The sequence below is a fragment of the Streptococcus sp. 27098_8_109 genome, from assembly GCF_041432295.1.
In the GTDB taxonomy this organism is placed as follows: domain Bacteria; phylum Bacillota; class Bacilli; order Lactobacillales; family Streptococcaceae; genus Streptococcus.
The window spans coordinates 23,135-43,383 of record NZ_JAPVZJ010000012.1; the positions used below are offsets into that span (position 1 = coordinate 23,135).

Sequence of the window (20,249 nt, forward strand, 5' to 3'; positions counted from 1 at the left end):
GAGGAGAGGATGAAACCAGAATTTTTAGAAAGTGCGGAGTTTTATAATCGTCGTTACCATAATTTTTCCAGTCGGGTGATTGTCCCCATGTTCCTTCTGCTCGTGTTTTTACTTGGCTTTGCAACTGTTGCAGAGAAGGAGATGAGTATGTCTACTAGAGCTACTGTCGAGCCTAGTCGTATCCTGGCAAATATCCAGTCAACTAGCAACAATCGCATTCTTGTTAATCATTTGGAAGAAAATAAGCTGGTAAAAAAGGGAGAACTGTTGGTTCAATATCAAGAAGGGGCAGAGGGTGTCCAAGCGGAGGCCTATGCTAGTCAGTTGGACATGCTCAAGGATCAAAAAAAGCAATTGGAGTATTTGCAAAAGAGCCTGCAAGAAGGGACGGATTACTTTCCAGAGGAGGATAAGTTTGGCTACCAAGCCACCTTTCGCGACTACATCAGTCAAGCAGGCAGTCTTAGGGCTAGTACATCGCAACAAAATGAGACCATCGCGTCCCAGAATGCAGCAGCTAGTCAAACCCAAGCTGAAATCGGCAACCTTATCAGCCAAACAGAGGCTAAAATTCGCGATTACCAGACAGCTAAGTCAGCTATTGAAACAGGCACTTCCTTGGCCAGTCAGAATCTAGCCTACTCTCTCTACCAGTCCTACAAGTCTCAGGGCGAGGAAAATCCGCAAGCTAAATCCCAGGCTGTTGCGCAGGTAGAAGCACAGCTTTCTCAGTTAGAATCTAGTCTTGCTACTTACCGTGTCCAGTATGCAGGTTCAGGTACCCAGCAAGCCTATGCGTCAGGTTTAAGCAGTCAATTGGAATCCCTTAAATCCCAACACTTAGCAAAGGTTGGTCAGGAATTGACCCTTCTAGACCAGAAAATCTTGGAAGCAGAGTCAGGTAAGAAGGTACAGGGAAATCTTTTAGAAAAGGGGAAAATTACGGCGAGTGAGGATGGGGTGCTTCATCTTAATACTGAGACCAGTGATTCTACCATGGTAGCAGAAGGTGCCCTACTAGCCCAACTCTATCCGTCCTTAGAGAAAGAAGGGAAAGCTAAACTCACAGCCTATCTTAGTTCAAAAGATATAGCAAGAATCAAGGTCGGTGATTCTGTTCGCTATACGACGACTCATGATGCCAAGAATCAGCTTTTCCTAGATTCTACTATTACCAGCATCGATGCGACAGCTACCAAGACTGAAAAAGGGAATTTCTTTAAAATTGAGGCGGAGACTAATCTAACTTCTGAGCAGGCTGAAAAACTTCGGTACGGGGTGGAAGGTCGCCTGCAGATGATTACAGGTAAGAAAAGTTACCTGCGTTATTATTTGGATCAATTTTTGAACAAAGAGTAATGTTCGTGTTTTTAGAGTTAAATGATTTTAAAACTGTGAGAAAGATTCTTCTTGCAGTTTTTTCTTTATGATTTTTGATATCACTACATTATTTATTCGGTTAAATTCTTGTAATTTTAGGTTTTTTATGGTAGAATGTGCTCAAGTAATACGAAAGGCGAACTTTAAAATGTCAAAACAATTGATCTATTCGGGAAAAGCTAAAGATATCTATACAACTGAGGATGAAAATCTTATTATTTCAACTTACAAGGACCAGGCGACTGCTTTCAATGGTGTTAAGAAGGAGCAGATTGCTGGTAAGGGAGTTTTGAATAATCAGATTTCATCTTTTATTTTTGAGAAATTAAATGCGGCTGGTGTGGCAACTCACTTTGTGGAGAAGCTTTCAGACACGGAACAACTCAATAAAAAGGTTAAGATTATTCCTTTGGAAGTCGTGCTCCGCAACTATACTGCTGGTTCCTTTTCAAAACGTTTTGGTGTGGATGAGGGAATCGCATTTGAGACTCCGATTGTCGAATTTTACTACAAAAATGATGATTTGGATGACCCATTTATCAATGACGAGCATGTGAAATTTCTACAAATTGCGGATGACCAGCAGATTGCCTACTTGAAGGAAGAAACGCGTCGTATCAATGAACTTTTGAAAGGCTGGTTTGCTGAGATTGGGCTTAAGTTGATTGACTTTAAGCTAGAGTTCGGTTTTGACAAGGATGGCAAGATTATCTTGGCAGATGAATTTTCACCAGATAATTGCCGTTTGTGGGATGCAGATGGCAACCACATGGATAAGGATGTTTTCCGTAGGGGACTAGGTGAATTAACCGATGTTTATGAAGTTGTTTGGGAGAAGCTGCAAGGTTTGAAATAATCTGTTTGCAACGGAAAACCTTCGTCTCTCAACTAAAAGGACTCAGGCTGAAAAGGTCCCCCAGACCTTTTCACTCCGTAGGGGATTGGGAGAACTAACAGATGTTTACGAGATTGTCTGGGAAAAGTTGCAGGGTTTGAAATAACAACCTCAAGGTCGTTGGAACATTGTAAAAGCTGAAATAAAGGAATAAGGATTGATGGATAAACGTATTTTTGTTGAAAAAAAGGCTGATTTTCAGGTCAAGTCAGAGAGTTTGGTGAGAGAACTCCAGCACAACTTGGGACTTTCAAGCTTGAAAAGTATTCGCATCGTGCAAGTGTATGATGTATTTGACTTGGCAGAGGACCTGTTTGCACCTGCAGAGAAACACATCTTCTCTGAGCAGGTGACAGACCATGTCTTGGATGAAGCTGCTGTACAGGCGGATCTTGCTAACTATGCTTTCTTTGCCATTGAAAGCCTGCCAGGTCAATTTGACCAGCGTGCAGCATCTTCACAGGAAGCCTTGCTTTTACTAGGAAGTTCGAGTGATGTAACGGTTAATACTGCTCAACTTTATTTGGTCAATAAAGATATTGATGCGACGGAGTTAGAGGCGGTCAAGAACTATCTGCTCAACCCAGTTGATTCTCGTTTCAAGGACATCACGACAGGGATTGCCAAGCAGGAATTTTCTGAGTCAGACAAGACCATTCCTAAATTGACTTTCTTTGAAAGCTATACAGCAGAAGACTTTGCCCTCTACAAGACCGAGCAGGGCATGGCAATGGAAGTGGATGATTTGCTCTTTATCCAAGAATATTTCAAGTCAATCGGGCGCGTGCCAACTGAGACAGAGCTCAAGGTTTTGGATACTTACTGGTCTGACCACTGCCGTCACACAACTTTTGAGACAGAGTTGAAACACATCGACTTTTCAGCTTCTAAATTTCAAAAGCAATTGCAGTCAACCTATGACAAGTATATTGCCATGCGTGATGAGTTGGGGCGTTCTGAAAAACCTCAAACCTTGATGGATATGGCGACTATTTTCGGTCGTTATGAGCGTGCTAATGGACGTTTGGATGATATGGAAGTGTCAGACGAAATCAATGCTTGCTCAGTAGAAATCGAAGTGGATATTGATGGTGTGAAAGAGCCATGGCTCCTCATGTTCAAGAATGAAACTCACAACCACCCAACGGAAATTGAGCCATTTGGTGGGGCTGCTACCTGTATCGGTGGAGCCATTCGTGACCCATTGTCAGGTCGCTCATATGTTTACCAAGCCATGCGGATCTCAGGTGCTGGTGATATTACAGCACCGATTTCAGAAACTCGCGCTGGGAAATTGCCACAACAGGTCATTTCTAAGACAGCGGCTCATGGTTATTCTTCATACGGTAACCAAATTGGGCTTGCGACGACCTACGTTCGTGAGTATTTCCACCCAGGCTTTGTAGCTAAACGTATGGAGCTAGGTGCCGTTGTTGGTGCTGCTCCCAAGGGCAATGTAGTCCGTGAAAAACCAGAAGCAGGTGACGTGATTATCTTGCTAGGTGGTAAGACTGGGCGTGATGGTGTCGGTGGTGCGACAGGGTCTTCTAAGGTTCAAACAGTTGAGTCCGTGGAAACTGCCGGTGCTGAGGTTCAAAAAGGGAATGCCATCGAAGAACGCAAGATTCAGCGCCTTTTCCGTAATGGCGATGTCACTCGTCTTATCAAGAAGTCCAATGACTTTGGAGCAGGTGGTGTCTGTGTAGCCATCGGTGAATTAGCAGACGGTCTTGAAATCGACCTCAACAAAGTACCTCTTAAATACCAAGGATTGAATGGTACTGAAATTGCCATCTCTGAATCTCAAGAACGGATGGCTGTTGTGGTACGTCCAGAAGACGTAGATGCCTTCGTTGTAGAATGTAACAAAGAAAATATTGATGCTGTTGTTGTGGCGACAGTGACTGAAAAACCAAATCTTGTCATGCACTGGAATGGTGAAACGATTGTCGACTTGGAACGCCGTTTCCTTGATACCAATGGTGTGCGCGTAGTTGTCGATGCTAAGGTTGTGGACAAGGACGTCAAACTTCCAGAGGAGCGTACAACAAGCGTAGAAACACTGGAAGCAGATACCCTTACCGTTCTATCTAACCTCAACCATGCGAGTCAAAAAGGTTTGCAGACCATCTTTGATTGCTCTGTTGGTCGTTCGACGATCAATCACCCACTTGGCGGTCGCTACCAACTCACACCAACTGAGGCTTCTGTTCAGAAATTGCCAGTTCAACACGGAGTGACTCATACGGCGTCAGTTATGGCCCAAGGTTTCAACCCTTATGTAGCAGAATGGTCTCCATACCACGGTGCTGCCTATGCGGTGATCGAAGCGACAGCTCGTTTGGTGGCTGCTGGTGCCAACTGGTCTAAGGCTCGTTTCTCTTACCAAGAGTATTTCGAGCGCATGGACAAACAAGCTGAGCGTTTTGGTCAGCCAGTAGCAGCTCTCCTAGGCTCTATCGAGGCACAAATTCAGCTTGGTTTGCCATCTATCGGTGGTAAGGACTCTATGTCTGGTACCTTTGAAGAATTGACAGTACCGCCAACCTTGGTTGCCTTTGGGGTGACGACGGCAGATAGCCGTAATGTGCTCTCTCCAGAATTTAAAGCTGTTGGGGAAAATATCTACTACATCCCAGGTCACGCTCTTGCTACAGAGATTGATTTTGATTTGATTAAGAAAAATTTTGCTCAGTTTGAAGCCCTTCAAAAGGCTCACAAAGTAACAGCGGCTTCAGCTGTCAAATACGGCGGTGTGCTTGAAAGTTTGGCCCTTGCTACCTTTGGAAATCATATTGGTGCAGAGGTAACCTTGCCTGAACTTGAAACGGCTTTGACAGCTCAATTAGGCGGATTTGTCCTAACATCTCCTGAAGAAATTGCTGGAGTAGAGAAAATCGGTCAAACAAGTGCAGACTTTACACTCCTTGTCAACGGTGTGAAGCTAGATGGACAGAAACTTGACAGTGCCTTCCAAGGCAAATTGGAAGAAGTCTACCCAACAGAGTTTGTTCAAGCCAAAGAACTGGCTGAAGTACCAGCTGTCGCTACTAACACAGTCATCCAAGCTAAAGAAAAAGTTGAAAAACCGGTAGTCTATATCCCAGTCTTCCCAGGAACTAACTCAGAATATGACTCAGCCAAGGCCTTCGAAAAAGAAGGTGCAGAGGTCAACTTGGTGCCATTTGTGACCTTGAATGAAGAAGCCATTGTCAATTCAGTTGAAACTATGGTTGACAACATCGGCAAGGCTAACATTCTCTTCTTTGCAGGTGGTTTCTCAGCTGCGGACGAGCCAGATGGTTCAGCTAAGTTTATTGTCAATATCCTGCTCAATGAAAAAGTGCGTGCAACTATTGATAGCTTTATCGCCCGTGGTGGCTTGATTATTGGTATCTGTAATGGATTCCAGGCCTTGGTCAAATCAGGTCTTCTTCCATACGGGAACTTCGAAGATGCCAGCAGTACTAGTCCAACCCTCTTCTACAATGATGCCAACCAGCACGTGGCCAAGATGGTGGAAACTCGGATTGCCAATACCAACTCGCCATGGTTGGCTGGAGTAGAAGTGGGCGATATCCACGCTATTCCTGTTTCGCACGGTGAAGGGAAGTTTGTCGTGACGGCTGAGGAATTTGCGGAGCTCCGTGACAATGGTCAAATCTTTAGCCAATACGTTGACTTTGACGGCAAACCAAGTATGGACTCTAAGTACAATCCGAATGGTTCTGTCCATGCCATCGAAGGAATTACCAGCAAGAATGGTCAAATCATCGGTAAGATGGGCCACTCAGAACGTTATGAGGAAGGTCTTTTCCAAAATATCCCAGGAAATAAAGACCAGCACCTGTTCGCGTCAGCGGTTAAATACTTTACTGGAAAATAAGACTTACAGATTTTCTAATAGATAGTATCAGTAATGTAAAAGTCATGTAGATTTAGCTCTTGGTGCTACACAAATAAAAATTAGGTATATAAAATGACATACGAAGTAAAATCTCTTAATGAAGAATGTGGTGTTTTCGGTATCTGGGGACATCCAGATGCTGCTAAATTGACCTATTTTGGTCTCCATAGTCTTCAGCACCGTGGTCAGGAGGGGGCAGGAATCCTCTCCAACGATCAGGGACAATTGAAGCGCCATCGTGACATGGGACTTTTATCAGAAGTCTTCAGAAATCCTGCTAATTTGGATAAATTGACGGGAACTGGTGCGATTGGGCATGTGCGTTACGCGACTGCTGGCGAAGCTTCTGTAGATAATATCCAGCCCTTCCTCTTCCGTTTTCATGATATGCAGTTTGGTTTGGCTCATAATGGAAATCTGACCAATGCAGCCTCTCTCAAGAAAGAATTGGAACAAAGAGGAGCAATTTTCAGCGCGACTTCGGACTCGGAAATCTTGGCTCATCTCATTCGTCGTAGTCACAATCCGAACTTAATGGGAAAAATCAAGGAGGCGCTCAGCCTTGTCAAAGGTGGTTTTGCCTATATCTTGCTGTTTGAGGACAAGTTGATTGCGGCTCTTGACCCCAATGGTTTCCGTCCGCTTTCTATCGGGAAAATGGCCAACGGAGCGGTGGTTGTTTCATCTGAAACCTGTGCTTTTGAGGTTATTGGTGCTGAATGGATTCGTGATTTGAAGCCAGGTGAGATTGTGATTATTGATGACAAGGGAATCCAGTATGATAGCTATACGGATGATACTCAGCTCGCGATTTGCTCTATGGAGTATATCTATTTTGCCCGCCCTGATTCTAATATCCACGGTGTCAATGTCCATACGGCTCGCAAACGTATGGGTGCCCAATTGGCGCGTGAATTCAAGCACGAGGCGGATATCGTGGTCGGTGTGCCCAATTCTTCCCTCAGCGCGGCTATGGGCTTTGCGGAAGAGTCCGGGCTACCAAATGAAATGGGCCTCATCAAGAACCAATACACCCAACGTACCTTTATCCAACCCACTCAAGAATTGCGGGAGCAAGGGGTGCGGATGAAACTGTCTGCTGTTTCAGGCGTTGTAAAAGGCAAGCGTGTGGTTATGATTGATGACTCTATTGTACGTGGAACGACCTCTCGTCGTATTGTTCAACTCTTAAAAGAAGCGGGTGCAACTGAGGTTCACGTTGCTATTGGCAGTCCAGCGCTAGCTTATCCATGCTTCTACGGGATTGATATCCAGACCCGTCAGGAGCTGATTGCGGCTAATCATACGGTCGAAGAAACGCGTCAAATCATTGGGGCGGACAGTCTGACTTATCTTTCTGTTGAGGGGTTGATTGATTCAATTGGTATTGAAACGGATGCGCCAAATGGTGGTCTCTGTGTCGCTTACTTTGACGGTGACTACCCAACACCTCTCTACGACTATGAAGAAGACTATCGTCGAAGTTTGGAAGAAAAGACCAGTTTTTACAAATAGACAATAGATCCTCCATTAAAGAAAAGGAATATAAAAATGCTTATGCCCCACGTCTCACTACTGACTAAAAACTAAAGCATTTGTCAGTAGAGGCTTTCTCCTATGGGACAAAAGCTAGAGACCTGACTAGTATTTTTAGATAAAATAATTGTTTATCTAAAAATACGTCGCAGTCTTTCCCAAAAAAAGAAAAGGAAAAATAAAATGGCAAATAAAAATGCGTACGCTCAATCTGGTGTGGATGTTGAAGCGGGTTATGAAGTTGTTGAACGGATTAAAAAGCACGTGGCTCGTACGGAGCGTGCAGGTGTCATGGGAGCTCTGGGTGGCTTTGGTGGTATGTTTGACCTTTCAAAGACTGGGGTTAAAGAACCTGTCTTGATTTCAGGAACTGACGGTGTCGGAACCAAACTCATGCTGGCTATCAAGTACGACAAGCACGATACCATCGGTCAGGACTGTGTGGCCATGTGTGTCAATGATATCATCGCTGCAGGTGCGGAGCCCCTCTATTTCCTTGACTACGTCGCAACTGGCAAGAATGAACCAGCTAAGCTAGAGCAAGTCGTTGCTGGTGTGGCAGAAGGTTGTGTGCAGGCTGGTGCTGCCCTCATTGGTGGGGAAACGGCTGAAATGCCTGGCATGTACGGCGAAGATGACTATGACTTGGCTGGTTTTGCGGTCGGTGTGGCTGAAAAATCTCAAATCATTGACGGTTCAAAAGTGGCAGAGGGAGATGTTCTTCTCGGACTTGCTTCAAGTGGGATTCATTCCAATGGTTACTCTCTCGTCCGTCGTGTCTTTGCGGATTACACAGGTGAGGAAGTCCTGCCAGAATTGGAAGGCAAGCAACTCAAGGAAGTTCTTCTTGAGCCGACTCGTATCTATGTCAAGGGTGTCTTACCACTCATCAAGGAAGAGTTGGTCAACGGCATTGCCCACATCACTGGTGGTGGTTTTATCGAAAATGTCCCTCGTATGTTTGCAGCTGACTTGGCTGCTGAGATTGAGGAAGACAAGGTTCCAGTTTTACCGATTTTCAAAGCCCTTGAAAAATACGGTCAGATCAAACACGAAGAAATGTTTGAAATCTTCAATATGGGTGTGGGACTTATGCTAGCAGTTAGCCCTGAAAATGTAAGTCGTGTCAAGGAATTGTTGGATGAACCAGTCTATGAAATTGGTCGTATCGTCAAGAAAGAAAACGAAAGTGTCATCATCAAATGAAAAAAATAGCGGTTTTTGCCTCCGGTAATGGCTCAAATTTTCAGGTGATAGCGGAACAATTTCCAGTAGAGTTTGTCTTTTCAGACCATCGTGACGCCTATGTGCTCGAACGTGCAGATAAGCTCGGCGTTCTGTCCTATGCTTTTGAACTCAAGGAGTTTGAGAGCAAGGCAGACTACGAAGCGGCCCTTGTCGAACTCTTGGAAGAACACCAGATTGACCTGGTTTGTCTAGCAGGCTACATGAAAATCGTTGGGCCAACCTTATTGGCGACTTATGAAGGCCGAATCATCAACATTCATCCAGCCTACCTGCCAGAATTTCCAGGAGCTCATGGGATTGAGGACGCTTGGAATGCTGACGTTGCAGAGAGCGGCGTGACCATTCACTGGGTAGATTCTGGTGTGGACACTGGTAAAATCATTAAACAAGTCCGTGTGCCAAGGTTAGCTGATGATAACATTGAAAGCTTTGAAACTCGCATTCATGAGGCAGAGTACAAGTTGTATCCAGAGGTTATTAGAGAATTGTTGGACAAGTAAATGAAAAAATGGTTGGAAACACTTGCCTTGATTACCTTGGTAATCATTCTACGTTTACTGGTAAATTTTTTCTTCCCAGAGATTCCCTATTGGGGGAGATTTTTACTGACAGTAATTTTGGGAGTCTTGGTAATCGTCTCCCTATATTTTATGAATCGAAAAATGCGTAGGTAAAGAGTTTGAAAATGAAAGGAAAAAACATGACTAAACGCGCCTTAATCAGCGTCTCAGACAAAGCGGGCATTGTTGAATTTGCCCAAGAACTTAAAAAACTCGGTTGGGATATTATCTCGACAGGTGGGACAAAGGTTACCCTTGATAATGCTGGGGTGGATACGGTTGCCATCGATGATGTGACTGGTTTCCCAGAAATGATGGATGGTCGTGTCAAGACCCTTCATCCAAATATCCACGGGGGACTTTTGGCTCGTCGTGACTTGGACAGTCACTTGGAAGCAGCTAAGGAGAACCAGATTGAGCTCATTGATCTTGTTGTGGTAAACCTTTACCCATTTAAGGAAACCATCCTCAAACCAGACGTGACTTACGCTGATGCAGTTGAAAACATTGATATCGGTGGGCCATCTATGCTTCGCTCGGCAGCGAAGAATCATGCCAGCGTAACAGTTGTTGTAGACCCTGTTGACTATGATGTGGTGCTTAACGAGTTGTCAGTCAACGGCGAAACGACTTACGAAACCCGCCAACGTTTGGCAGCCAAGGTTTTCCGTCATACAGCGGCTTATGACGCCTTGATTGCAGAGTATTTCACAGCTCAAGTGGGGGAAAGCAAACCTGAAAAGCTCACTTTGACCTATGACCTCAAACAAGCTATGCGTTACGGTGAGAACCCTCAACAAGACGCGGATTTCTACCAAAAAGCTTTGCCAACAGACTACTCGATTGCTTCAGCGAAACAGCTCAACGGGAAAGAATTGTCATTCAACAATATCCGCGATGCTGACGCTGCCATTCGTATTATCCGTGATTTCAAAGACCGTCCAACCGTTGTGGCTCTCAAACACATGAACCCGTGCGGTATCGGTCAGGCTGATGACATCGAGACTGCTTGGGACTACGCTTATGAGTCTGACCCAGTGTCTATCTTTGGTGGTATCGTTGTTCTTAACCGTGAGGTGGATGCTGCGACAGCTGAGAAGATGCACGGCGTTTTCCTTGAAATTATCATCGCACCAAGCTATACGGATGAGGCGCTAGCTATTTTGACCAATAAAAAGAAAAACTTGCGTATCCTTTCTTTGCCATTTGATGCTCAAGAGGCTAGCGAAGTGGAAGCAGAATATACAGGTGTTGTCGGTGGACTTCTGGTGCAAAACCAAGACGTTGTCAAAGAAAGTCCAGCTGACTGGCAAGTGGTGACCAAACGCCAACCAACAGAGACAGAAGCGACAGCTCTTGAGTTCGCTTGGAAGGCTATCAAGTACGTCAAATCGAACGGTATCATCATCACCAACGACCACATGACACTTGGTGTTGGCCCAGGTCAAACCAACCGTGTGGCTTCTGTTCGTATTGCCATTGACCAAGCTAAAGACCGTCTTGACGGCGCTGTGCTTGCTTCGGATGCCTTCTTCCCATTTGCGGATAATGTGGAAGAAATCGCCAAAGCAGGTATCAAGGCTATCATCCAGCCAGGTGGGTCCGTCCGTGATCAGGAATCCATCGAAGCTGCTGACAAATATGGCTTGACTATGGTCTTCACAGGAGTGAGACATTTTAGACATTAAGAACGTTAAAGGGAAGAAAACAGTTTCTTTCCTTTTTTTGCTTTAAAAGCGAAACGAAACAAGATTAAAACGAACGTTTATGGTATAATATTAGTAAATAATTCGCAAAAGAGGTTGAAAGATGAAGCTGTTAGTTGTCGGTTCGGGTGGTCGTGAACATGCCATTGCTAAGAAGTTGCTTGAGTCAAAAGAGGTAGAAAAGGTTTTTGTTGCTCCTGGGAATGATGGGATGACTCTGGATGGTTTGGAATTGGTAAATATCTCTATTTCCGAACATTATGAATTGATTGAGTTTGTAAAAGCCAACGATGTTGCTTGGACCTTTATAGGGCCAGATGACGCCCTTGCGGCTGGTATCGTGGATGATTTCCATGCAGCTGGTCTCAAAGCCTTTGGTCCGACAAGATTGGCAGCTGAGCTGGAGTGGTCCAAGGATTTTGCCAAGGAAATCATGGTCAAATACGGCGTTCCGACAGCAGCCTATGGCACATTCTCAGATTTCGAGGAAGCCAAGGCCTATATCGAAAAGCAGGGTGCGCCTATCGTAGTCAAGGCGGATGGCTTGGCGCTTGGGAAGGGTGTCGTCGTTGCGGAGACGGTTGAGCAAGCAGTCGAAGCAGCTCACGAGATGCTTTTGGACAATAAATTTGGTGACTCAGGTGCGCGTGTAGTTATTGAGGAATTCCTTGATGGGGAGGAGTTCTCCCTCTTTGCCTTTGTCAATGGGGACAAGTTCTACATTATGCCAACAGCTCAGGACCACAAACGTGCCTACGATGGCGACAAAGGGCCTAACACGGGTGGTATGGGTGCCTATGCGCCAGTTCCACACTTGCCACAGAGCGTGGTTGACACAGCAGTGGAGACTATTGTCAAGCCAGTCCTAGAGGGTATGATCCAAGAAGGACGTCCATATCTGGGAGTTCTTTACACAGGGCTTATCTTGACAGCTGATGGACCTAAGGTTATCGAGTTTAATGCTCGCTTTGGAGATCCTGAAACTCAGATTATTCTACCTCGATTAACCTCTGATTTTGCCCAAAATATCACAGATATTCTGGATGGCAAGGAGCCAAACATTACCTGGACAGGTAAGGGTGTGACTCTGGGTGTGGTTGTCGCATCAAACGGTTACCCGCTAGACTATGAAAAGGGTGTTGAATTGCCAACCAAGACAGAAGGCGACATCATCACCTACTATGCAGGTGCGAAATTCGCTGAAAATGAGCAAGACCTTCTTTCAAACGGCGGACGTGTCTATATGCTCGTCACCACAGCAGACACCGTCAAAGAAGCCCAAGATACCATCTACCAAGAACTCGCCCAACAAAAAACAGAAGGCCTCTTTTACCGAAAAGATATCGGAAGCAAGGCAATTAGATAAAGATATAAGAAAAAGCGACGCAGTCGCCAAACACGCTAATGGTCGTATGGTTTGTGAGCGTTAGCGAGCTAATATAGAACAATCATCGCAGTTGTGAGAGAACGATTGGATGATAATCCAATCGTTCAGGGAAATTGGAAGACCTTGGGCTTCTGATTTAGGCATGAGACACCTTTGGTGGCTGCTGCCGTCCCTCACAACTTAAGGTGATTGAAAAAAAGAAAGGAAAGAAAAGGATATTAACTATGAAACCAGTAATTTCCATCATCATGGGCTCAAAATCCGACTGGGCAACCATGCAAAAAACAGCAGAAGTCCTAGACCGCTTCGGCATTGCCTACGAAAAGAAAGTTGTTTCTGCCCACCGTACACCTGACCTTATGTTCAAACATGCGGAGGAAGCCCGTAGCCGTGGCATCAAGGTTATCATCGCAGGTGCTGGGGGCGCAGCTCACTTGCCAGGAATGGTAGCTTCCAAAACAACCCTTCCAGTCATTGGCGTGCCAGTCAAATCTCGTGCCCTTAGTGGCGTGGATTCACTCTATTCCATCGTTCAGATGCCAGGTGGAGTACCAGTTGCAACTATGGCTATTGGTGAAGCAGGTGCGACAAATGCGGCTCTCTTTGCCCTCCGTCTCCTTTCAGTAGAGGATCAGTCTATCGCGACAGCACTGGCAGATTTCGCAGAAGAACAAGGAAAAATCGCAGAGGAGTCGTCAAATGAGCTCATCTAAAACAATCGGAATTATCGGTGGCGGTCAGCTGGGTCAGATGATGGCTATTTCTGCCATTTATATGGGGCACAAGGTTATCGCGCTGGATCCTGCGGCGGATTGCCCAGCCTCTCGCGTGGCGGAGATCATCGTGGCTCCTTATAATGATGTGGATGCCCTCCGTCAGTTGGCTGAGCGTTGCGATGTCCTCACCTATGAGTTTGAAAATGTCGATGCTGACGGTTTGGATGCTGTCATTAAGGATGGTCAGCTCCCTCAAGGGACAGACCTGCTCCGCATTTCTCAAAATCGTATTTTTGAAAAAGATTTTCTCTCAAACAAGGCCCAAGTAACGGTGGCTCCTTACAAGGTTGTGACTTCTAGCCAAGACTTGGCAGATATGGACCTGTCGAAAAACTATGTCCTCAAGACGGCAACAGGTGGTTATGATGGACATGGGCAAAAGGTCATTCGTTCAGCAGAAGATTTGGAAGAAGCCTATGAACTAGCAGTTTCATCTGACTGCGTCTTGGAAGAATTTGTCAACTTTGATCTTGAAATTTCTGTCATCGTATCAGGAAATGGCAAGGACGTGACAGTTTTCCCAGTTCAGGAAAATATTCATCGCAATAATATTCTGTCTAAGACCATCGCCCCAGCTCGCATTTCAGAAAGTCTAGCTGACAAGGCCAAAGCCATGGCCGTGCGAATCGCTGAACAGTTGAACCTGTCTGGAACCCTTTGTGTGGAAATGTTTGCGACAGCTGATGATATCATTGTCAATGAGATTGCCCCACGTCCACATAACTCAGGGCACTATTCAATCGAAGCCTGCGACTTCTCTCAGTTTGATACCCATATTCTAGGCGTTCTGGGAGCACCATTACCAGCCATCAAACTGCATGCGCCGGCCGTTATGCTGAATGTTCTCGGCCAGCATGTCGAGGCTGCTGAGCAGTATGTGACAGAAAATCCAAGCGCCCACCTCCACATGTATGGTAAAATAGAAGCGAAGCACAACCGCAAGATGGGACATGTGACTTTGTTTAGTGATGTGCCAGATACTGTAGTTGAGTTTGGGAAAGGAATTGATTTTTAGTACAAGTCTATGATACAAATTATCGTTAATGCATTTATTGAAAAGGATAAGACTGGAGCAATCGTTGAAGTCTTGTATGCTAGTGCTGACCAAGATAAGGTACAAGCTAAATATAAAGAACTAACTGCACAATACCCTGAAAACTATTTAGCTATCTATGATTTACCATTGGAAACCGATCTCAATGAATTACTACACTATCCATCTGTGTTTATTGGAAAAGAGGAGTTTGAGTAGAAATCTTGGTTTACCTAGATAACTTATTCCCAACAGCTTAAGAAGAAAGGAAAAATTAACAACATGATCGAACGTTACTCTCGCCCTGAGATGGCGAACATTTGGAGTGAAGAAAATAAATACCGTGCTTGGCTTGAGGTGGAAATCTTGGCTGACGAGGCATGGGCTGAGCTGGGGGAAATCCCTAAGGAAGATGTAGCTTTGATTCGTGAAAAAGCGGACTTTGACATCGACCGTATTTTGGAGATTGAGCAGGAGACGCGTCACGATGTGGTGGCTTTCACGCGTGCAGTTTCTGAGACGCTTGGTGAAGAGCGTAAGTGGGTCCACTATGGTTTGACTTCTACCGACGTGGTGGATACGGCCTACGGTTATCTTTACAAGCAGGCCAACGACATCATCCGTCGTGACCTTGAAAACTTCACTAACATCATCGCTGATAAGGCTAAGGAGCACAAGTTTACCATCATGATGGGACGTACCCACGGTGTGCACGCTGAACCTACAACCTTTGGTCTGAAATTGGCGACTTGGTATAGCGAAATGAAGCGCAACATCGAGCGTTTCGAGCATGCGGCTGCTGGAGTGGAAGCTGGTAAGATTTCTGGTGCGGTTGGTAACTTTGCAAATATCCCACCATTTGTTGAAAAATACGTCTGCGACAAGCTTGGTATCCGTGCCCAAGAAATCTCTACACAGGTGCTTCCTCGTGACCTTCACGCTGAGTACTTTGCAGTACTTGCAAGTATCGCGACTTCTATCGAACGTATGGCAACGGAGATCCGTGGTCTTCAAAAATCAGAACAACGCGAAGTAGAAGAATTCTTTGCTAAAGGGCAAAAAGGGTCTTCAGCAATGCCTCACAAACGTAACCCTATCGGTTCTGAAAATATGACAGGTCTTGCGCGTGTTATCCGTGGTCACATGATTACAGCTTATGAAAACGTCGCACTCTGGCACGAACGTGATATTTCTCACTCGTCAGCTGAGCGCATCATCACACCAGATACAACTATTTTGATCGACTACATGCTCAACCGTTTTGGAAATATCGTCAAGAACTTGACGGTCTTCCCAGAAAACATGATACGCAACATGAACTCTACGTTTGGTCTTATCTTTAGCCAACGTGCCATGTTGACCTTGATTGAAAAAGGCATGACCCGTGAGCAAGCCTATGACCTGGTGCAACCAAAAACAGCTTACTCTTGGGACAATCAAGTAGACTTTAAACCACTTCTTGAAGCAGATCCAGAAGTGACATCACGCCTCACACAAGAGGAAATCGACGAAATCTTCAACCCTGCATACTATACCAAACGAGTGGATGATATCTTTGAACGTATAGGACTGGGTGATTAATTAAAAAAAGAGGCTGGGCATCCAGTCTCTTTAAAATCAGAAAACCGCATCTTATCAGGTGTTGACATACCTTGATAAGATGCGGTTTATTTTGGAAAGATTTATTTCTTTTTCTTCTGAAATTGAGTTTTATACTCAGCTCTCATTAGGTTTTAGGATATAAATCTTTCATTTTATCTTATTGAATCCATTCGCCGTCAGCATTTACAGCGTAGCCATCAATTGTTGTGTTGACAGCTAAGGCTCCTGAAGGGTATGAATAATACCATTTATCTTCAACTTGGAACCAACCAGTTTTCATTGTACCTGAGTTGTCAAGATAATACCATGTATCTCCTTGGTTGACCCAGCCGGTTTGCATGGCACCTGAGTCGTTGAGATAGTACCATGATCCACCTTGATCGATCCAACCAGTTTGCATAGCACCTGAGTTATCAAGATAATACCATGTACCATTTACTTTCTGCCAACCAGTTTTCATTACACCAGACTCATCTAGGTAGTACCATGCTCCGTCTTTAACCCAACCGGTCTTCACTTTATCTGCATGATCATAGTAATACCATTTGCTTTCAATTAATTTCCATCCAGGTTTACTATTTTTACCATCTGCTAATTGATGAGTGATTCCGTTAGCAGAGTTAGATTCAGCCTTAGGCCCGCTTTCAACAACTACTTTGAAAGGAGTTTCTGTTCGGCTAGGCTCTTCCTTAGGAATGTCTAGTTTAGGTTTTTCTTCTGCGATTGGAGCAAGGCCATTCTCATCGCCGACATGTGTAATTGGTGCTCCGAATTCCACAATTTGATCGACAGGTTCTTTGGTTACTTGACTATCTAGAACGGTTTCACTAGCCTTTCCATTTTCAGTAAGAACAGATACGTAAGAAGTGCGTTCACCTAGAACTCCAGCTTTGACAACTTTTTCTTGGCCTGCTGGGAGATTCGGATTTTCTTTTCGAATGACTTTAAACGGAATGCTTTCTGTTTTCACAACTAGTTCAGGTTTGGTTTCAACGTTAGCAGCTAGTTCATTTTCATCTAGGCTTCCTGAATGAGTTGCAGATGGTTTGAGGCCTTGAAGAGCGGCCTTGAGCTTACCTACTAGTGCGTCTAATTCAGCTTGTTTGCTGCGGTTGAGGTTAAGGTTCAGTCCATCTTTTGCTGCCTTGAGTGAAGCTAGGCTCTCTGTGCTGTATCCGTCTAAGTTTGTAGGAATTTTAGCTAATTCTTCGCGGAGAGCATTATAATTAGCACGGAAGTAGTCTTTGTTGTGGTCTGCAAAGGCAGCCATGAGTTCAAAGATTTCCTCTTCCTTGTATTCAGCGCTTGGTTTATCTGCCCATATAGCTAACATACTACCAACTGTTGGAAGGTCAACTTCAGGATATTTGGTAGAAGCTAGTTGATTGAATGGAACTTTTCCAGAATTTTCAATTGCCTTTGAAAGAGGATAAGCTTCATCTTGTTTGTGATTTCCTAAAACATAGTACCAGTCACCGTTGGTATTCAAGAACTTATAGCCTTTGCTTGCCAGGTATTGAGGTGACGCAAGGTTGTAGCCCCACCAGCCTTTAGACCAGTAAGAAATCAAGACATCCTTATCGAATTCAGCATCATCCTTGTCTTCATAGTAGAAGCCATCGTTGAAGGCCATTGGTTGTAGCCCTCTTTCTTTGGCCATAGCAGCAAGGCTGTTAGAATAGTCTGCGAACTTGTTATAGAGTCCATACCATTTGAGGTAGTACCAACCTTGGGCGTTGGTCGCATCATTGGCATATTCATCTGTACCATAGTTGAATATCTTTGATTTATCAGCAAAGTAATCCATATACTTACCGATAAGGGCTTTGGTAAAGTTAAGGGCTTCTTGATTTTCAAGGTCCATGGTTGTTTTTGAGACCTTATCAAAGTTGGCTTGAGGATTCGCGATGCCAAGTTTTTCCATGGCGACCAGCATAGCATCCATATGTCCTGGGCTATTAATAGCTGGAATCAGACCAATACCTTTTTCCTTAGCGTATTTGGCAAGTTCTGTCACTTCTGCCTGTGTCAGTGCAGTACCGTTTGGATCGTCGTAGTAAGCTTTCGTTCCTTCGATAATAGCTTTTTTAACGTCATCACTAGCATAGGTTTTTCCGTTGGCAGTAATGGTCATATCATCGAGTAGGAAGCGAAGGCCATCATTTCCTAGAAGGAGGTGGGCATCAGAGTAGCCGAGCTCACTCGCCTTGTCTACGATGCGTTTGAGTTGATCTAGAGAGAAGTATTTGCGACCTGCATCGATGGAAATGACTTTATTCTTATTCAGTTTTTCAAGTTCGCGTTTAGCATCCTCTTCTTTTTGTGCTTCAGGGGTTAAGGCCAAGTTTTTAATAGCTTCTTGAAGGTTTACGATTGCTTGATCAATCGTGTCTTGTTGAGCACGGCTGAGGTTGCTATCGAGTGAACGGATGGCTTTTTCAGCTTCTTTTACAGCAGCAAAACTTTCAGCAGTATAGCGGTTAGAGTCTTTTGGAATAGTTTCTAGTGCTTTTTCTGCAGGTTGGTAGTTGGCTGCAAAGTATTCAGCGTTGGCATTTGCAAAATGACGCATAAGTTTGAAGAGGCGAGATGGTGAATAACGTGCAGATGGGGTATCGGCCCAAGCAGCTACCATACCACCGATGATTGGGACATCAGCTCCTTCTGTTTTGGGTACAGAAGTGATTGGTGTATTTTTAATACCATTGAGCCCCTGATCGAGATTGTACCAACCTTGACCATCAGCGTTTCGTCCGAGGACGTAGTACCAAGCATCGTTGGTATTAAGAATTTGGTGGCCTTTTTCAGCAAGTAGTTTAGAAGAAGCAACGTCATAACCACCCCAACCGCCAGTCCACATAGAAACGATGATATCTTTGTCAAAACTACCAAAGCTTGTGTCGCTATTGTAGTAGATACCGTCGTTAAAGGCCATTGGTTTGAGACCGTGTGATTTTACAATACGAGCAAGGTCATTGGCGTAAGAGATGAATTTCTCATATCCTTTTTCAGGGTAGCCTTCATTTGGATAATATTTATCAGCTTGAAGCACGCTCCAACCTTTAGCATTGGTTGCATCATTGGCATATTCATCTAAACCAATATTGAAGATTTCAGATTTCTTAGAGAAGTAGTTAGCGTATTTGTCAATCAGAGTTTTTGTGAAATCGACTGCTTGTTTATTATTTAAGTCAACAGTTCGTTCAGATTTTGTACCAAAATAATCAAAGTTAGGATTTTCAATGCCAAGTTCTTTCATAGCATGGAGAATAGCATCCATATGTCCAGGACTATTGACAGTTGGAATCACTCCAATTCCTTTATCTTTGGCATAATTAATCAAATCTGTCATCTGACTTTCAGTGAGATGGTTACCATTTGGATCATCGTAATAAGCATTTGTTCCATTTTCAATGGCGCGTTTGACATCATCACTCGAGTAGGTTTTATCGCCCACTTTCATAGACATATCATCCAGCATGAAACGGAGGCCATCGTTCCCTACCAAGAGATGAAGATCTGTGTAACCATATTCTTTCGCTTTATCGATGATTTCTTTGAGCTGCTCAGGTGAGAAATATTTACGTCCGGCATCAATTGAAACGATTTTTCGTTTAGCTAATTTTTCGTTTTCAGTTGCAGCACCTTCCTTTCCTGCCTCTGTTGCCGGTTTGTCAGCCTCTGCTTTCGGTTCATCTTTCTTAGCATCTTTTTCAGCTGGTTTATCCTTGTCAGCTTCTGGTTTATCAGTCTTATCTGTATCCGACTCTTTAGAATTAGCCTCTTTCGGAACTTCCTTTTTAGGGCTAGTTTCCTCTGCCTTTTTATCGGTAGTTTCTTTTTCAGCAGAAGTTGGAGTTACCACTTCTTCTTTATCACTAGGAGTTGAACTAACTTCCTCTTGTGGTTTTTCTTCTGTTTTTGGAAGACTAGCTACCGTATCAGTAGTCGGAGTTTCCGTTTCTACAGTTTTTGGAGCTTCTGGTTGAAGCTCTGCTTTAGGTGTTTCCTCAGTCCGATTTTCGGATGGTTGAGGGGAATCGGAAACCGTATGGATGGTCGGTTGGTTTTCCGTAGTAGTAGGAGTAACTCCATCGGCTGCAACAGCCTGTGCTTGGAAGGCAAATCCAATTAGAACAGAAGCTGCTCCTACAGCGTATTTACGAATGGAAAAACGTTGTTGTTTTTCTTGTTTCATTGCAAAACCTCCTGATTGTAT

General features: G+C 44.4%; 14 protein-coding genes. 13 read left to right on the forward strand and 1 reads right to left on the reverse strand.

Features of this window, described 5'->3' with window-relative positions; translation table 11 throughout:
- Nucleotides 1–9 precede the first annotated feature (9 nt).
- The 13 genes from comB (at nt 10) to purB (ending at nt 16,009) form a co-directional block, all read left to right on the forward strand.
- Nucleotides 10–1,359 (forward strand): competence pheromone export protein ComB, encoded by a 1,350-nt coding sequence (gene comB / locus O3664_RS06065; protein ID WP_371613781.1) that lies wholly within the window; start codon nt 10–12, stop codon nt 1,357–1,359.
- Between the two features lie 169 nt (nt 1,360–1,528).
- A complete protein-coding gene (gene purC / locus O3664_RS06070) occupies nt 1,529–2,236 on the forward strand; it encodes a phosphoribosylaminoimidazolesuccinocarboxamide synthase (protein WP_229294829.1) in 708 nt (235 codons plus the stop codon).
- A 1-nt stretch (nt 2,237) separates the two neighbouring features.
- Entirely contained in the window at nt 2,238–2,381 is a 144-nt protein-coding gene (locus tag O3664_RS06075) for a phosphoribosylaminoimidazolesuccinocarboxamide synthase (protein ID WP_078228447.1), read from the forward strand.
- Nucleotides 2,382–2,435: 54 nt separating this feature from the next.
- Complete coding sequence (locus O3664_RS06080) at nt 2,436–6,161, forward strand: phosphoribosylformylglycinamidine synthase (RefSeq protein WP_371613782.1); 3,726 nt, start codon at nt 2,436–2,438, stop codon at nt 6,159–6,161.
- A gap of 93 nt (nt 6,162–6,254) precedes the next feature.
- The gene (gene purF / locus O3664_RS06085) at nt 6,255–7,697 is read left to right on the forward strand and encodes an amidophosphoribosyltransferase (protein WP_000220647.1); all 1,443 of its coding nucleotides are present in this window, start codon (nt 6,255–6,257) and stop codon (nt 7,695–7,697) included.
- Nucleotides 7,698–7,901: 204 nt separating this feature from the next.
- Nucleotides 7,902–8,924 (forward strand): phosphoribosylformylglycinamidine cyclo-ligase, encoded by a 1,023-nt coding sequence (gene purM / locus O3664_RS06090; RefSeq protein ID WP_001284587.1) that lies wholly within the window; start codon nt 7,902–7,904, stop codon nt 8,922–8,924.
- Nucleotides 8,921–9,466 (forward strand): phosphoribosylglycinamide formyltransferase, encoded by a 546-nt coding sequence (purN, locus tag O3664_RS06095; protein WP_000717514.1) that lies wholly within the window; start codon nt 8,921–8,923, stop codon nt 9,464–9,466. The genes purM and purN overlap by 4 nt, the downstream gene beginning before the upstream one ends.
- Nucleotides 9,467–9,666: 200 nt before the next feature.
- Nucleotides 9,667–11,214 carry a bifunctional phosphoribosylaminoimidazolecarboxamide formyltransferase/IMP cyclohydrolase gene (purH, locus tag O3664_RS06100; protein WP_261099774.1) on the forward strand — a complete coding sequence of 516 codons (1,548 nt, stop codon included), beginning with the start codon at nt 9,667–9,669 and terminating at the stop codon, nt 11,212–11,214.
- A gap of 121 nt (nt 11,215–11,335) precedes the next feature.
- Nucleotides 11,336–12,598, forward strand: coding sequence for a phosphoribosylamine--glycine ligase (purD, locus tag O3664_RS06105; RefSeq protein ID WP_371613783.1), 1,263 nt, complete (start codon nt 11,336–11,338; stop codon nt 12,596–12,598).
- 245 nt (nt 12,599–12,843) lie between these two features.
- On the forward strand, nt 12,844–13,332 hold the full coding sequence (gene purE / locus O3664_RS06110; RefSeq protein WP_261033032.1) for a 5-(carboxyamino)imidazole ribonucleotide mutase: 489 nt from the start codon (nt 12,844–12,846) through the stop codon (nt 13,330–13,332).
- Nucleotides 13,319–14,410 carry a 5-(carboxyamino)imidazole ribonucleotide synthase gene (gene purK / locus O3664_RS06115; protein WP_237447390.1) on the forward strand — a complete coding sequence of 364 codons (1,092 nt, stop codon included), beginning with the start codon at nt 13,319–13,321 and terminating at the stop codon, nt 14,408–14,410. Before purE ends, purK begins: the two co-directional genes overlap by 14 nt.
- Before the next feature lie 9 nt (nt 14,411–14,419).
- Nucleotides 14,420–14,647, forward strand: a complete 228-nt coding sequence (locus O3664_RS06120) for a phosphoribosylaminoimidazole carboxylase (protein ID WP_371613784.1) — start codon at nt 14,420–14,422, stop codon at nt 14,645–14,647.
- Nucleotides 14,648–14,710: 63 nt separating this feature from the next.
- A complete protein-coding gene (purB, locus tag O3664_RS06125; RefSeq protein WP_371613785.1) occupies nt 14,711–16,009 on the forward strand; it encodes an adenylosuccinate lyase in 1,299 nt (432 codons plus the stop codon).
- A 178-nt stretch (nt 16,010–16,187) separates the two neighbouring features.
- Here purB and O3664_RS06130 read toward each other — a convergent pair whose 3' ends face one another.
- Complete coding sequence (locus tag O3664_RS06130; protein ID WP_371613786.1) at nt 16,188–20,228, reverse strand: family 20 glycosylhydrolase; 4,041 nt, start codon at nt 20,226–20,228, stop codon at nt 16,188–16,190.
- Nucleotides 20,229–20,249: the final 21 nt, after the last annotated feature.